The organism is Sphingosinicella microcystinivorans (genome assembly GCF_027941835.1).
GTDB lineage: Bacteria > Pseudomonadota > Alphaproteobacteria > Sphingomonadales > Sphingomonadaceae > Sphingosinicella.
On sequence record NZ_CP116005.1, the window covers coordinates 3,542,304 to 3,555,933 of the forward strand.

Sequence of the window (13,630 nt, forward strand, 5' to 3'; positions counted from 1 at the left end):
GTCCGCGCCCATGAAATTCGAACGCAGCGACAAGAACGTCGGCAGCCGTGTTTTCAAGGGGGCGCTCTTCATGACGGGCGCCCGCTTCATCCTGCGCCTGTTCAGCCTCATCAACCTGATGGTGCTCGGACGCCTGCTCGACCCTTCGGACTACGGCATCGCCTCCTACGCCATCGCCATCATCGCGTTGACGCAGGTGTTCTCCGACATCCGCGTCAACAGCGCCCTGATCTCGATACGCGAGGTGAACCAGACGCATCTGGACACCGGGTTCACGATCAACCTGCTGCGCGGCTTCATCGTTGCCGGGCTGCTGTTCGCTTTCGCCGGACCGATCGCCGACTATGCGAACGAACCCGCTCTCGTCGATGTGCTGCGCGTCCTCGCCGTGGTGCTGATCTTCGACGGGCTGAAAAACCCGGCCATGTTGATGTTCCGCCGGAACATCGACTTCTCGCGGGAATTCAAGCGCGTCGCGCTTTCGACCGTGCTCGGCTCGCTGGCCGCGATCACGGTTGCGATTCTTACCGAAAGCTATTGGGCGATCGTCGCGGGCACGCTGGTGGGGCGCTTTGCGGAAAGCGCGTTCAGCTATTGGCGCATCCCCTACATGCCGAAGCTCGGCTTTCGGGAAAGCGGCGTTTTCCTGCGTTTCGGAAGCTGGATGACGATCGACGCCATCCTGGACTACGTGACCTCCGCCGCGCCCACGATGCTGCTCGGGCGCTACGCGGGCACGCACGCGCTCGGTTTCTACACGGTCGGCAAGGATATATCGCAGCTCGCCACGCGCGAACTCACCGGCCCGCTGATGCAGGCGCTGTTCCCCGGACTTGCAGCGCTCGCGCACGATACGCCGCGCCTGCGCGTCGCCTACCGCAAGGCACAGGCGACCGTGCTCGGCATCGCGCTCCCGATCGGTTTCGGCTCCGCGCTGCTCGCGCCCGAGATGGTCGCGCTCATCGTCGGCCAGAAATGGCTGGCGGAAGCGCCGCAGGTGATACAGGTTTTCGGGCCCGTGTTCGCCATTTCGATGGTCGGCGCCTCCACGAACGGCCTCGCGATGGCGAAGCTGGCGCTTCCGCAGATGGTCATGCGGGCAGCGTTCCTCGCGGTCTTCTGCCTGCCGATCTTCTGGTATGCGGTAAGCCAGCACGGCGTGTCCGGCATGATCTATGCCGTGGCCTTCTACCACCTGCTGCGCGCCTCCGTGAACATGTTCTTCGCCAAGACCCTGCTCAAGGATTCGTTCTTCTCGGCCTTCCTGATGGGCTGGCGCAGCTTCGTGGCCGTTGCCGTCATGTCGGGCGCCGTGCTGCTGATGCCGTCCGTTTCTCCGGGGGGCATGTCCGAAATCGCCGTGTTTCTTTCGGTGCTGCCGCGCATCGCGGTTGCCGCCGTCGTCTATATCGCCGCCCACATCGTGCTGTGGCAGCTGTCGGGCAAGCCCGACGGCTTCGAAAGCAAGGTGCTCGAAATCCTCGGCAAGGCGCTCGAGCGTTTCCGGGAACGGCGGGCCCGGCACGCGGGGTAGGTTCAGGCGATCGCGCGCGCCAGTTCCGCCGCGATGCGCCGCACGTCGGCCTCGCGCAGCCTGATGTTGCCGGGCAGCTCGATCATCCGGTCCAGCTGGCTGCCGAGCATTGCCGCCGCGTCGTCCGACCAGGCGCGATAGGGTGCGCGTACCGATATGCCCGCACCGATCAGCCGCTCTTGCACGTCCTTCGTCGTCGCGCCCCCGTCCCACGTCACGATCATGCGTGTCCGATAGGCGCCGGGGGCGTACTGGGGCATACGCGCACCGTTCGGCAGCGCGTCGGCATACCAGCCGCAAATTCGGGTGCGCGCGGCGCGAATGTCCCCGAGCCGTTCGAGTTGCGCGAGCAAGGCGGCGGCGGCAGTGTCCGGAATATGCGAACGCTTGTTATTCCGCGCCTCGCACCAGCGCGCCACCGGCCTGACGAAGCGCGCGCCATAGTTCGGCAGAAAACGCGGCAAGGGATCGAGAACGAAACCGTAGGCGAACCACGCGTGATGACGCCTGCGTAAAGGCGCGTCCGGCAAAGCCTCCCATGCCGATGTCACGGCGGGCCGGAATTCCGGCGCGTTCACCAGCAGCGCGCCGCCGCCGTTGGGCATACCGCCCGTCAGCGTTTTCGACTGGTCGAAGCTGAGCAGCCCGAAGTCGCCGCGCGTTCCCATGCTGTCGCCGAGCACATGCGCCGCATCGTCCACCACGCGGATCCCGTGCGGGCGCGCGAGCCCCGCGACGGCGTCCACATCCAACCGCGCGCCGTACATGTGGACCGCGACAACGGCGAGAACGTCACGCGCCAGCCACCCCGGCAATGCAGCGAGATCGAGATTGAGATCGTCGCCGACCGGAACGGACACCGGGTCGAGACCCGCCTCCCGCACCGCGTGCGGCACGGCCGGGCAGCAATAGGCGGGCACCAGCACCTTCCTGCGCTCCGGCGCCGCCGCCTTCATCACCTGAAACGCGAGGACCAGCCCGGTCTTGCCGCGATTGACGAGCCGCACGTCGCCGTAGCCGAGCGCTGCAAGCCGCTGCGTCAAGCGCTCCGGCGCATCCGCCGCGCGGCCTGTCCAGCCGGAAAGCACCGCGCGGAATTCGGCGGCGCCCCAGTGGCAATAGCCCATACGTGCGCGCCGCAAGACCCTCTCCTTCTACCGACCGGGCAGCCCGCCGCTGCCCCCGGCGCATTCACCACCCCCTTGCCGGCCCGTCAAGCGCACGGCGAATTGACAGGCGCGGGCAAAGCCCCCAGAGTCCGCCGCAGCATTCGTTCCAAGGGGTACCCGGTGTGACGCCGGGCTGAGATCGCCGCACGAGCGGGGGAACCCTTCGAACCTGACCCGGGTCGTGCCGGCGTAGGGATCGGAACCGCAGCGTCTCCCGCTTCGAGCGCGCTGCCATTGCCATATCCCGTCGCCGGTCCGCCCCATGACGGAGCACGAGACATGGCCGACATCCCCGCCCGCACCGAAATCGGCGTCACCACCGGACCCATAAGGGGCAGCCGCAAGATCTACGTCGGCCCCCGCAGGGTCGCGATGCGCGAGATCGACCTCGAAGCCTCGTCGGGCGAGCCGCCCGTGCGCGTCTACGACACCTCCGGCCCCTACACGGACCCCGCCGCCCGCATCGACATCATGGCCGGCCTCCCCGCGCTCCGCCGCGACTGGATCATCGCGCGCGGCGACGTGGAGGCCTACGACGCCCGCGCCGTGAAGCCCGAGGACAACGGCCAGCTCGGCCCGGACCGTTCCGGCGGCGTGCAGCCCTTCCCCAATGTCGTGAAGCGGCCGCTGCGCGCGAAGCCCGGCATGAACGTCAGCCAGATGCACTATGCGCGGGCCGGCATCATCACGCCCGAGATGGAGTACGTCGCCGAGCGCGAGAACCTCGGCCGCGCCCGCCTGAAAGAGTACGTCCGCGACGGGCAGGACTTCGGCGCCGCCATCCCCGACTACGTCACCCCCGAGTTCGTCCGCGACGAGGTGGCGCGCGGCCGCGCCATCATCCCCAGCAACATCAACCACCCGGAATCGGAACCGATGGCGATCGGCCGCAACTTCCTCGTCAAGATCAATGCCAACATCGGCAACTCCGCCGTCGCCAGCAACGTCGCGAACGAGGTCGACAAGATGGTCTGGTCGATCCGCTGGGGCGCGGACACGGTGATGGACCTCTCGACGGGGCGCAACATCCACGACACGCGCGAATGGATCATCCGCAACAGCCCCGTCCCCATCGGCACCGTGCCGATCTATCAGGCGCTCGAAAAGGTCGGCGGCGTTGCCGAGGACCTGACGTGGGAGATTTTCCGCGACACGCTGATCGAGCAGGCCGAGCAGGGCGTCGACTATTTCACCATCCACGCGGGCGTGCGCCTGCCCTACATCCCGATGACCGCGAAACGCGTCACCGGCATCGTCTCGCGCGGCGGCTCGATCATGGCGAAATGGTGCCTCGCGCACCACAAGGAGAGCTTCCTCTACGAACGCTTCGAGGACATCTGCGAGATCATGAAGGCCTACGACATCGCCTTCAGCCTCGGCGACGGCTTCCGCCCCGGCAGCATCGCCGACGCGAACGACGAGGCGCAGTTCAGCGAGCTCGCCACGCTCGGCGAGCTGACGCAGGTCGCGTGGAAGCACGACGTGCAGGTGATGATCGAAGGCCCCGGCCACGTGCCGATGCACAAGATCAAGGCCAACATGGACAAGCAGCTGGAGGCCTGCGGCGAGGCCCCCTTCTACACGCTCGGGCCGCTCACCACCGACATCGCGCCCGGCTACGACCACATCACGAGCGCGATCGGCGCGGCGATGATCGGCTGGTTCGGCACCGCGATGCTCTGCTACGTGACGCCGAAGGAGCATCTCGGCCTCCCCGACCGCGACGACGTGAAGGTCGGCGTCGTCACCTACAAGCTCGCCGCCCACGCCGCCGACCTCGCCAAGGGCCACCCCGCCGCCAAGGTCCGCGACGACGCACTCAGCAGGGCAAGGTTCGAGTTCCGCTGGCGCGACCAGTTCAACCTGTCGCTCGATCCCGATACGGCCGAGGAATACCACGACCAGACCCTCCCGGCGGAAGGCGCGAAGACGGCGCACTTCTGCTCCATGTGCGGCCCGAAGTTCTGCTCGATGAAGATCACGCAGGAAGTGCGGGATTTCGCGGCGAAGCAGAACCAGAGCGCGGATACGTTTATCGCGGCGGAGGATGCCGCGAAAGGGATGGCGGAGATGAGCGAGAAGTTCAAGGAGAAGGGTGGGGAGATTTATTTGCCGGCAGCTGAGTAAAATGGCGCGAAGGCGAGCAAAGGACGAAAGTTTAAGGCGCTTCCGCACGGAGGAAGACGCATCAAGTTTTGTGCTTCCAGAACTGAGAAAGCATTTCGATGTTTATGAGGAGGTTTGCACGGTCGGGCCTCCTCCTGAGAATGAACGCTACAGATTGGACGCCGTATCGATCTGTAAAGAGAGCGGGTATGTCCTTGGCTGGGAATTCAAGCGTTCGCATTTGTACAAAAAAGATTTCGTCGACCATCTTCGGCAGGCCATCTACTATCGTATGGCCTACATTGATGATGACCGTCTTCCTCAACTCCGCGGCCAGCGGCCCAACGCATGTATAGCTTTTCCTGGGTGGGACGGCTTACATGATGATGGGAGCCACTGCTATGCAGGCGAGGCGCGTGGTATGCAATTGCTCGCCTCTCATTTCAGGGTTGGAGTCGTCACCTTTCCTGAGAAGCGAGAGGGATTTAGCATTGTTATCGGAGAAAGCGCCGTCTGGCATTCGTGGCAAGGCTGGACTGGTAACGCCGCAGGTGTCCTGAAAGAGAAACGACCTCTTGCTTCCCAGCGTAGACACGATCAGATTTTACATATGATCAAAAATACCACTCAATAATCGTGGGCAACGACAGCACCCCAGCGCTACTGTCTACCCTGCCTTCCTCGGCCTCCCGCCCTTCGCCTCATTCGCCCGCGCCGCGGCAGCCTTCGCCGCCATCCACTTCGCCGTTCCGAACACGCCGTTCACAAGACCCGGCACCGTATAGTCAAGGTCCAGCGTCTCCCAACGCAGGCCGAAGCCCCGGCCGATGACCTCCACCTCGGCGATTTCGGCGGGGCTCGCGTCGTGCAGCCCTTCCACCAGTCGGGGCGAGAAGGCGAAGGTCGCGCCGTTGGTGAGGTCCACGATCACGCGGTCCGTCTTCGCATCATAGCGCGCCGCCGCCACGTGCGGCTGCGTTTCGCGGATGATGCGTCCGCGCTCGTTCGCGGCCTTGATCGTTTCGCGCGTCAGTTCAGCCATGTTTCTCACTTCATGCCTTCAGCATATTTACCTGTCGCACCCTCACGCAATCCATAACCCATTCAGAAAGGTTCCAAGGCGCCTCGCCATCACTTGCGACCGCCTTTCGTTGACCCTCATCGTATATGCGCATATGGTTTGCGCATTCATGATAAGGAATTGGCGATGAACGCGTCTGCCCGCCGCACCGCATCGGCGTTGAAAAAGGCGACCAACATCTCCCTGAGCGTCGACCTCATCGCCGAGGCGAAAGCGCTCGGCATCAATATTTCGCAGGCTTGCGAGCGCGGCCTTGCTGCTGAACTCGCCGAGGTGCGCAGCACACGCTGGCGCGCGGAGAATGCAAAGGCCATCGGCGCGTGGAACGACTTCGTCGAGCAGGAAGGGCTGCCGCTCGCCCGCCACCGTCAATTCTGATGGCGCGCTTCGACGTCTATCGGCTTGCCGAAGGCACGCACGCACTCGACGTTCAGGCCGAACTGCTCAGCGATTTCAGGACCCGGGCCGTCGTTCCGCTGCTCCCCGCAAGAACCACGCCCCGCTCGCTCGAACGCCTGCACCCCGTGTTCGCGGTGGGCGGCGACGATCACGTCATGGCCACGCACCTGATCGCCGCCGTGCCGCTGCGCGAACTCGGTGCACCCGTTGCCTCGCTCGCGGATCGCCATGAAGCGATCATGGCGGCAATCGACATGCTGGTGACGGGATATTGAGCGGGAATGGCATAACGCCCCGCCGCGACCACGCCTTCCCGCCCGTGGCGGACGCACGGACGCGGGTGCTCATTCTCGGCAGCCTGCCGGGGCGGGCCTCGCTCGCGGCGCGGGAATATTATGCCAATCCGGGGAACGGCTTCTGGCGGCTGATGGGCGCGGTGACGGGTGTCGACCTGCCCGCCCTTCCCTATGCGGCGCGGCTGGAGGCGCTGCTGGCGCGCGACGTCGGCCTTTGGGACGTGATCGCCCATGCCGAGCGGCAGGGCAGCCTCGACAGCGCGATCCGCGCGCCCGCCGCGCGCGACCTCGCCGCGATGGCGGACACGCTCCCGGCGCTCCGCGCCATCGCCTTCAACGGCCGCACCGCCGAGCGCATCGGCCTTCGCCGGCTCGGGGAGCGCGCGGGCGAATGGCGGACGCTCACGCTCCTTTCCAGCAGCGGCGCCTGCGCCGTTCCCGCCGACGCGAAGCGGGAGAACTGGATGCGGCTTCGTGCGTTCCTGCAATGAGCGGTTGACGGAGGCTTGCGAATGTTCCTTTTTTGTTCTAAATGAACGAACAGGGAACGAAAGAGGCGTGAACCATGCAGAACGTCGTTTTCCATTGCTACTTCCTCGCGCTGCGTCCGCCCACGCTGCTCGCGACCACGCTCGCCATGATGGGCTCCGTGTACCGTCTGGCGGGCACGCGGCTTCCCGCCGACCGGCTGCACATCACGCTCGCGATGATCGGCGGCCATTACGAGGCACCGCAGCCCAAGCTTGTCGAGCGCGTCGGCGAGGTGCTGCACGACGTGCCCCTCCCCGCCCAGCGCCCGGTGTTCAACCAGCTCGTGCGCGCGAACGACCGCGCGCTGCTCACCGCCTCGGAGCCGCTGACCTTCATCGAGAGCTTCCGCCACGATCTCGTCCGCCGTCTCGGCGCGGCGGGCCTTGCAGCGGACGTGCCGCCCTCGCCGCCGCACGTCACGCTCGCGCACGGCCACCAGTGGCGCACGGGCACGGAACGCATCGACCCGATCAGCTGGCGCGCCGACGAGCTGGTGCTGGTCGAAAGCCATGTCGGCGCGGGCCGCCACACCCTGCGCGCGCACTGGCCGCTCGGTGGAGTGACGGAAACGGTGCAACTCCCGCTGCCGCTCGCCCTTCCTGAAAAGATGGCCGCATAGGTCCGTGGCGGCGGGGCGGATTCGCGTCGGGATCGGTGGTTGGACCTACGAACCGTGGCGCGGCAGCTTCTATCCGCAAGGTCTCACGCAGGCGCGGGAGCTTGAATATGCCGCCGCGCGCCTCGGCGCCATCGAGATCAACGGCACCTTCTACAGCAGCTTCAAGCCCGCGAGCTTCGCCAAGTGGGCGGCCTCCGCGCCGGAGGGCTTCGTCTTCACCGTGAAGGCCTCGCGCTTCACTACCGTGCGCAAAAAACTTGCCGAGGGCGCGGAATCGGTTGCGAAGTTCCTCGGGCAAGGCCTCGAAGCGCTCGAAGACAAGCTCGGCCCCATCCTCTGGCAGTTCCCGCACACCAAGGCGTTCGATGCGCAGGACTTCGCGGGCTTCCTGAAGCTCCTTCCCGACAGGATCGGCAGCCGTCCCCTCCGCCACGCATTGGAGGTCCGCCACGCCAGCTTCGAGGACGCCGCCTTCGTGAAGCTCGCCAAGGATGCAGGCGCGGCGATCGTCTATGCCGACAAGCCCGGCTATCCGACCATCGACGAGGCCACCGCCGATTTCGCCTACGCCCGCCTCCAGCGCGCCGAGGAGGACGTGCCCACGGGCTACGCGCCGAAGGCGCTGGACGACTGGGCCGCGAAGGCGCGCGGTTGGGCGGAAGGCGGCCGCGACGCCTTCGTTTTCATGATCAACGGCGCCAAGGTCCGCGCGCCCGCGGCAGCCGCCGCGCTGATCGAACGCCTCCCCGCGCACGCGCCGTAGCGCAGTCCGCCGCCAGCGGGCACAGGCCGCAGAGCGGTTCGGCGTCGCGGCAGAGCGTCTGCCCCAGCCGCTTCACCGCCACGTGGAACAGCGTGAACGTCTCGCCGTCCCAATCCGGCATGGATTCGGTCACGAACATGCTCACGTCGCGCGCCGCCGCGTTCGCGGGCACGACGCCCGTGCGCCGCATCACGCGCCACACGTGCGTGTCGACGATGTAGACGGGCAGCCGCAGCGTGCTCGCGTTCAGCGTCGATGCCGCCACCTTGCGCCCGACGCCCGGCAGGCGCTCCAGCCATTCGAGCCGCGCCTCCGGCGGCATCCCGGAGAGACGGCTCAGGTCGTAGTCCGGCCATGCCTGCCCCACCCGCCTCGCGGCGTCGACGACATGCGCCGCCTTCACCTCCGGAAAGGTCACGCGCGCGATCAGCCGCTCCACGTCGCCCGGCGCGGCCCCGGCAAGCGACGCGCCGGTCGGGAACCGCGCGCGCAGGCGCAGGTATGACCGGGCCGAAACGGCGTCCTTCGTGCGCCCGCTGATCATCGACTTGACGAGCTGGTCGAACGGCAGGCGGCGCGGCAGCGTCCGGGCGCCCTCGACGAGGCCGGAGAGCGCAGCGCGCCACGGCTCGAAATCGAAGCGCGCGAAATCGAAACGGAACTGCATGGCGCAAGGGTCCGGTGAAGATTGTTCTTCTTTTGTTCTAACCCGGATCCGTGCAGATTGAAAGACCGCCGCGCTTCCGCCTACCGCTTCTTCACGAACTCCGCGCGCAGCACGAGGCCCTTGATGCCCTCGAACCTGCAGTCGATCTCCTGCGGGTCGCCGGTCAGGCGGATCGACTTGATGACGGTGCCGACCTTCAGCGTCTGCCCCGCGCCCTTCACCTTCAGGTCCTTGACGAGCGTCACGCTGTCGCCGTCCGCGAGCAAGTTTCCACCTGCATCCCGGACCTCGACGACGGACCGCGTCGCCGCCTCGGCGGCGCTGATCCACTCGCCGCTGTCTACATCGTATACATAGTCGTCGTCGGCCATCGCCCGCTCCTGCTGCTGAGCCGGACCCATAAGGCGCGGACGGCAGCGGACGCAAGCGATCAGCCGTTCACGACCACCCCGCCGTTCGGGTGCAGCACCTGCCCCGACATGTAGCTCGCGTCCTCGCAGGCGAGGAACAGGAACGACGGCGCGACTTCGCTCGGCTGCCCGGGGCGGCCCATCGGCGTCGACTCGCCGAAGTGCTCCAGCTTCTCCTCGCTCGCCCCGCCGCAGGGGTTGAGCGGCGTCCAGATCGGTCCCGGCGCAACCGCGTTCACGCGGATGCCCTTCCCGGCAAGGTTCTGCGACAGGCTGCGCGTGAACGCCGTGATCGCGCCCTTCGTCGCCGAATAGTCGAGCAGCTCCTCCGATCCCTTGTACATGGTGACGCTGGTGCAGTTGATGATCGCCGCGCCCGCCTTCAGATGCGGCATCGCCGCCTGCGTCAGGTAGAACATGCCGAACACGTTGGTCTGGAACGTGCGCCGAAGCTGCTTGTCGGTGATGTCGCGGATGTCCTCGTCCGGATGCTGCTCGCCCGCATTGTTGACGAGGATGTCGATCCCGCCGAACGCCTTCACCACCTTGGTCACCGCGTCCTCGCAGAACGCCTTGTCGCCGATGTCGCCCGCGATGGTCAGGGCCTTGCTGCCTTCGTCCTTCACGATCCGCGCCGTCTCCTTCGCGTCGTCGTGCTCGCAAAGGTAGAGGATCGCGACCTTCGCCCCCTCCCGCGCATAGAGCGCCGCCACCGCCCGCCCGATGCCGCTGTCCGCGCCGGTGATGAGCGCGACCTTGCCTTTCAGATGCCCGGAGCCCGGATAGCGCGGCTCCCAATCCGGTTTCGGTTCGAGCCGACTTTCATGCCCCGGCAGATCGTCCTCCCGCAGCCTGCTAACCTTCGCAGCCATCGCCGCCTCCTTTCCAATCCTTGTCGGTAGGAGAATAGGCCGGGTTGCAACTGGTTCCCGCGACGGTGATCAGCAACCAGATAAACCGCCCACCCGCTCAGACAGGCGACGGGTTCTTGGTCTCGGCAAAGGCGAGGCGACCGATCTCTCGCCGAACATCGTCTGCAGTATGTTTGCCCATGACTTCGATGTAGCGGATGCCTGCCTTGCGTAATGCCTCCTTCTTCACGGCATCGCGAATGGAGGCGGTATTCTGATAATGACCGCTTCCCTGATATTCGATGGCCGCAAGCGGCTCGCCGGATTGCGATATCACCAGCAGATCGACGCGCTTTGAATTGATGGCGGCAAACGCGCGCCGGTTTTCGGAACGCAGGATTTCACCAAGACTGACCTGCGCCATGACGCGCCATCTCAGCCCGCTCTCGGCAACCGCCCGCTCGGCCGCATAAAGAACACGGGCTTCCTGCTTGTTGAGCAGGGCCTGTTTGGTAAACTCTGCTCCGGCCACGACGCGCAGCTGCTCTGCGGGATCGGTGATGCTGATCGGCAGTGCACCCGGTGCTGGCGTTGGCCCTTGCCCATTACGCCATGTCTTCCGTCGCTTTTGTTTGCGGCCGATTCTGGCAAGCAGTCGCTCCAGCCCAATGCCGGCGGCAACCCCACCAAGAACAAGCACGAACACAATCATGTCCAGCGAAGCAAACGTGCCAAGAGCGTCAACCATCGCATAAGTCTTGCACGCACTTCTTGCGTATTGCTTACTTCATGCAAAACACGTGCTTGGGAGACTTCTCATGACCTACGTCGATGGTTTCGTGCTCGCCGTGCCGCGGGATCGCATGGATGATTACCGGAAGCTCGCGGAGCTTGCCGGGAAGGTCTGGATGGAGCACGGCGCGCTTTCCTACGTGGAATGCGTCGCGGACGACGTGCCTTACGGCGAACGCACCTCGTTTCCGCGCGCCGTGCAGGCCGAGGACGGCGAGACGGTGGTGTTCTCGTGGATCACCTATCCGTCGCGCGAGGCGCGGGACGCGATCAACGCCAAGGTGATGACTGACGAGCGCCTGAAGCACGACCACGAGAACGCGCCGTTCGATTCGAAACGCATGATCTACGGCGGGTTCAAGGCTTTCCTGGAATTCTAGGCGTCTCAGTCCGCGCCCTTGGTCTTCGCGCCGTGCTCAGCGTGCCATTTCTTCACGGCGGCGAACGTGCCGGTGATGTGGCCCTTCGGCGCCATTTCCGAATGGACGAAGATGATCTTCCCATCGGGCGCGATCACATAGGAGGTGCGGTTCGAGCGGCTGGGGCGCAGCGGCAGCGGCACGTCGTACTCCTCGATAAGCTTTTCGTTCGCGACGCCCACCGCGAACTTGTTGCGGCATTCCTTCACCGAGAACTCGTTCAGCTTTTCGATGGGGTCGTTGGACATGCCGATCACGGTCGCGCCCATTTTCTCGAAGTCGTCCGTCGCGTCGGCGAACGCGTTGGCTTCCACCGTGCAGCCCGGCGTGAAGGCGGCAGGGAAGAAATAAAGCACGACCGGCCCTTTCTTCAGCGCCTCGGCGAGCGAGAAATCGAAGGGCTTTCCGGCGAGCGACGCCTTGGTCGTGAACGCCGGCGCCTTCGCGCCCACCGCGAGCGCGGCGAGTGCGGGGCCGGCCACGGTGACGGCGGCGGCTGCAACGGCAAGGCTGAACATGCGCATCGAACGATCCTCCTCGGGCTTTTGCCCGCAGGCTATGCTTGAATCGATTCGGCTCCAAGGCGCTTTTCAGGGCACCGTGCGTTCCTCCAGCAGAACGTGAGCGAGAACGGAGGCAGAAACATGTTCGTCGCAGCCTATTGGTGGAGGGTGAAGCCGGGCAAGGAAGAGCAGTTCCGCGCGGCCTGGCGGCGCGGCACCGAACTCATCCGGGAACGCTACGGCAGCCTCGGCTCGCGCCTGCACCGCGAACAGGACGGCCGCTTCATCGGCATGGCCGAATGGCCGGACGAGGCGAGCTGGCGCCGGGCATACGAGTCAAAGATGGTCTACAACGACCCGGAAACGCGCACCGCCTTCGTCGACGCCATAGCCGATGCGGCGGACGAGCCCCTGCTGCTGATGGACGTGACCGACGACCTGCTCGACCGCGCGGATGACAAGCCGGCGGACTCGCTGTCATAATGGCGCGAGGTATCTGAACGGGAGGGAACGAGACATGCGACTGCTGACGCTTCTGCTGGCCGGACTTGTCGCCGTGGGCTGCGACAGCGCGGACAAGGCCGCGCCGCAGGCCGATCAACCGAAGGTCGACGCCGGGGACCCGAACAGCGTGGATGCGGCGGCGGGCGGCACGACACCGGAAGCGGACACGGAAACCGCGGCAACGGCCGAGGCCGCAGCCAACGGCGTCGATCTCGCCGCCTACGCGGGCAAGTATCCGTTCGACAAGGTCGGCGATGTCACGTTCTTCGATCAGCCCGCCGTCAAGACCGCGATCGCCGCCGCCATTCCGGACAAGACCGTTCTCGGCTGGGTGATGGGCGAACGCGGCGGGCCGTCGGCGCCGATCGAGGTGAAGAACGGCAAGGTCATGTCGTGGGCGTGTGAGCAGCACAATTGCGGCGATCATCAGTGGACGGTGCTGATGGACCCGGCCGGAAAGAGCGCCGAGGTCTGCTATCAGGACGCCGCCGCCCTGCCCGGCAAGACGCGCTGGTATCGCGCCGGGTCAGCCCCCGAGACGCGCGAGGGCACCTGCCAGCTCTGATCAGCCCGGTTTCGAAACCCTCTGCACGATCACCCCGGCGGCAAGCGGCGCAAGCACGCCGGTGATCTGCATCCAGAGCGGCACGCCCGGAATCGTGAAGCCGTTGTAGGCGCACGCCGCGAGGATCAGCCCGGCGACGATCCAGCCCGAGGCCGCCCAGCGCGTGATACGCACGGCGAGCAGTCCGCCGACAAGCGCCGCAAGAAACCAGCCGCAGGCCATGACGATCTTGGCCGTAGTCGGCACGGCGGCGAAGCCCCCCGCGCCCACGGCGCCAGCTTCGGGTACCAGCATCCGGCTGACGAAATCCATCGCGGCGACCACCAGCATTGCAACGACGATGCCCGCGACCGTGCCGAGTATCCTGCGCGCCATCGGATGGCCCCTCCCGTTCGGGCCGGGATGATAGCGGAATTCCGTG

Annotated in this window: 19 protein-coding genes and 1 riboswitch; of the genes, 11 read left to right on the forward strand and 8 right to left on the reverse strand. The window is 65.9% G+C overall.

The window, feature by feature from the left end; translation table 11 throughout:
* The first annotated feature begins 10 nt into the window (after window positions 1-10).
* Window positions 11-1,534, forward strand: a complete 1,524-nt coding sequence (locus PE061_RS17035) for a lipopolysaccharide biosynthesis protein (RefSeq protein ID WP_271256418.1) — start codon at window positions 11-13, stop codon at window positions 1,532-1,534.
* A gap of 2 nt (window positions 1,535-1,536) precedes the next feature.
* Here PE061_RS17035 and PE061_RS17040 read toward each other — a convergent pair whose 3' ends face one another.
* Window positions 1,537-2,676, reverse strand: coding sequence for a DegT/DnrJ/EryC1/StrS family aminotransferase (locus PE061_RS17040; protein ID WP_271256419.1), 1,140 nt, complete (start codon window positions 2,674-2,676; stop codon window positions 1,537-1,539).
* Window positions 2,677-2,802: 126 nt separating this feature from the next.
* Window positions 2,803-2,917: riboswitch (TPP riboswitch) on the forward strand.
* 65 nt (window positions 2,918-2,982) lie between these two features.
* On the opposite strand from PE061_RS17040, the gene thiC reads away from it, so the two are divergent.
* Both thiC and PE061_RS17050 read left to right on the forward strand, forming a co-directional pair.
* Entirely contained in the window at window positions 2,983-4,830 is a 1,848-nt protein-coding gene (gene thiC, locus PE061_RS17045) for a phosphomethylpyrimidine synthase ThiC (RefSeq protein ID WP_271256420.1), read from the forward strand.
* A gap of 1 nt (window position 4,831) precedes the next feature.
* Window positions 4,832-5,443, forward strand: a complete 612-nt coding sequence (locus PE061_RS17050; RefSeq protein WP_271256421.1) for a hypothetical protein — start codon at window positions 4,832-4,834, stop codon at window positions 5,441-5,443.
* Window positions 5,444-5,476: 33 nt separating this feature from the next.
* Here PE061_RS17050 and PE061_RS17055 read toward each other — a convergent pair whose 3' ends face one another.
* Window positions 5,477-5,851 carry a DUF2442 domain-containing protein gene (locus tag PE061_RS17055; RefSeq protein ID WP_271256422.1) on the reverse strand — a complete coding sequence of 125 codons (375 nt, stop codon included), beginning with the start codon at window positions 5,849-5,851 and terminating at the stop codon, window positions 5,477-5,479.
* A 165-nt stretch (window positions 5,852-6,016) separates the two neighbouring features.
* On the opposite strand from PE061_RS17055, the gene PE061_RS17060 reads away from it, so the two are divergent.
* From PE061_RS17060 to PE061_RS17080, 5 genes are all read left to right on the forward strand, one after another.
* Window positions 6,017-6,268, forward strand: coding sequence for a type II toxin-antitoxin system CcdA family antitoxin (locus PE061_RS17060; protein WP_271259235.1), 252 nt, complete (start codon window positions 6,017-6,019; stop codon window positions 6,266-6,268).
* A complete protein-coding gene (locus tag PE061_RS17065) occupies window positions 6,268-6,564 on the forward strand; it encodes a CcdB family protein (RefSeq protein WP_271256423.1) in 297 nt (98 codons plus the stop codon). Before PE061_RS17060 ends, PE061_RS17065 begins: the two co-directional genes overlap by 1 nt.
* Window positions 6,561-7,076 (forward strand): DNA-deoxyinosine glycosylase, encoded by a 516-nt coding sequence (locus PE061_RS17070; protein WP_271256424.1) that lies wholly within the window; start codon window positions 6,561-6,563, stop codon window positions 7,074-7,076. Before PE061_RS17065 ends, PE061_RS17070 begins: the two co-directional genes overlap by 4 nt.
* A 74-nt stretch (window positions 7,077-7,150) precedes the next feature.
* Complete coding sequence (locus PE061_RS17075) at window positions 7,151-7,735, forward strand: 2'-5' RNA ligase family protein (protein WP_271256425.1); 585 nt, start codon at window positions 7,151-7,153, stop codon at window positions 7,733-7,735.
* A 4-nt stretch (window positions 7,736-7,739) separates the two neighbouring features.
* Entirely contained in the window at window positions 7,740-8,498 is a 759-nt protein-coding gene (locus PE061_RS17080) for a DUF72 domain-containing protein (RefSeq protein ID WP_271256426.1), read from the forward strand.
* On the opposite strand, the gene PE061_RS17085 is transcribed toward PE061_RS17080, so the two are convergent.
* The 4 genes from PE061_RS17085 to PE061_RS17100 form a co-directional block, all read right to left on the reverse strand.
* Window positions 8,425-9,165, reverse strand: a complete 741-nt coding sequence (locus tag PE061_RS17085) for an endonuclease III domain-containing protein (RefSeq protein ID WP_271256427.1) — start codon at window positions 9,163-9,165, stop codon at window positions 8,425-8,427. The two genes, PE061_RS17080 and PE061_RS17085, sit on opposite strands and share 74 nt — an antisense overlap.
* Window positions 9,166-9,245: 80 nt before the next feature.
* On the reverse strand, window positions 9,246-9,536 hold the full coding sequence (locus tag PE061_RS17090) for an alkylphosphonate utilization protein (RefSeq protein WP_271256428.1): 291 nt from the start codon (window positions 9,534-9,536) through the stop codon (window positions 9,246-9,248).
* A 59-nt stretch (window positions 9,537-9,595) separates the two neighbouring features.
* Window positions 9,596-10,447, reverse strand: a complete 852-nt coding sequence (locus PE061_RS17095) for an SDR family oxidoreductase (RefSeq protein ID WP_271256429.1) — start codon at window positions 10,445-10,447, stop codon at window positions 9,596-9,598.
* 97 nt (window positions 10,448-10,544) lie between these two features.
* On the reverse strand, window positions 10,545-11,174 hold the full coding sequence (locus tag PE061_RS17100) for a DUF2726 domain-containing protein (protein ID WP_271256430.1): 630 nt from the start codon (window positions 11,172-11,174) through the stop codon (window positions 10,545-10,547).
* 70 nt (window positions 11,175-11,244) lie between these two features.
* Between PE061_RS17100 and PE061_RS17105 the strand changes: the two genes are divergently transcribed.
* Entirely contained in the window at window positions 11,245-11,598 is a 354-nt protein-coding gene (locus PE061_RS17105) for a DUF1428 domain-containing protein (RefSeq protein WP_271256431.1), read from the forward strand.
* A gap of 5 nt (window positions 11,599-11,603) precedes the next feature.
* On the opposite strand, the gene PE061_RS17110 is transcribed toward PE061_RS17105, so the two are convergent.
* The gene (locus tag PE061_RS17110) at window positions 11,604-12,161 is read right to left on the reverse strand and encodes a peroxiredoxin (protein ID WP_271256432.1); all 558 of its coding nucleotides are present in this window, start codon (window positions 12,159-12,161) and stop codon (window positions 11,604-11,606) included.
* Between the two features lie 120 nt (window positions 12,162-12,281).
* On the opposite strand from PE061_RS17110, the gene PE061_RS17115 reads away from it, so the two are divergent.
* Both PE061_RS17115 and PE061_RS17120 read left to right on the forward strand, forming a co-directional pair.
* Window positions 12,282-12,623: an antibiotic biosynthesis monooxygenase family protein gene (locus PE061_RS17115; RefSeq protein WP_271256433.1), complete on the forward strand. Its 342-nt coding sequence runs from the start codon at window positions 12,282-12,284 to the stop codon at window positions 12,621-12,623.
* Window positions 12,624-12,657: 34 nt separating this feature from the next.
* Window positions 12,658-13,209, forward strand: coding sequence for a hypothetical protein (locus tag PE061_RS17120; RefSeq protein WP_271256434.1), 552 nt, complete (start codon window positions 12,658-12,660; stop codon window positions 13,207-13,209).
* Here the strand turns inward: PE061_RS17120 and PE061_RS17125 are convergent, their stop codons facing one another.
* Complete coding sequence (locus PE061_RS17125) at window positions 13,210-13,584, reverse strand: hypothetical protein (RefSeq protein ID WP_271256435.1); 375 nt, start codon at window positions 13,582-13,584, stop codon at window positions 13,210-13,212.
* Between the last annotated feature and the right edge of the window lie 46 nt (window positions 13,585-13,630).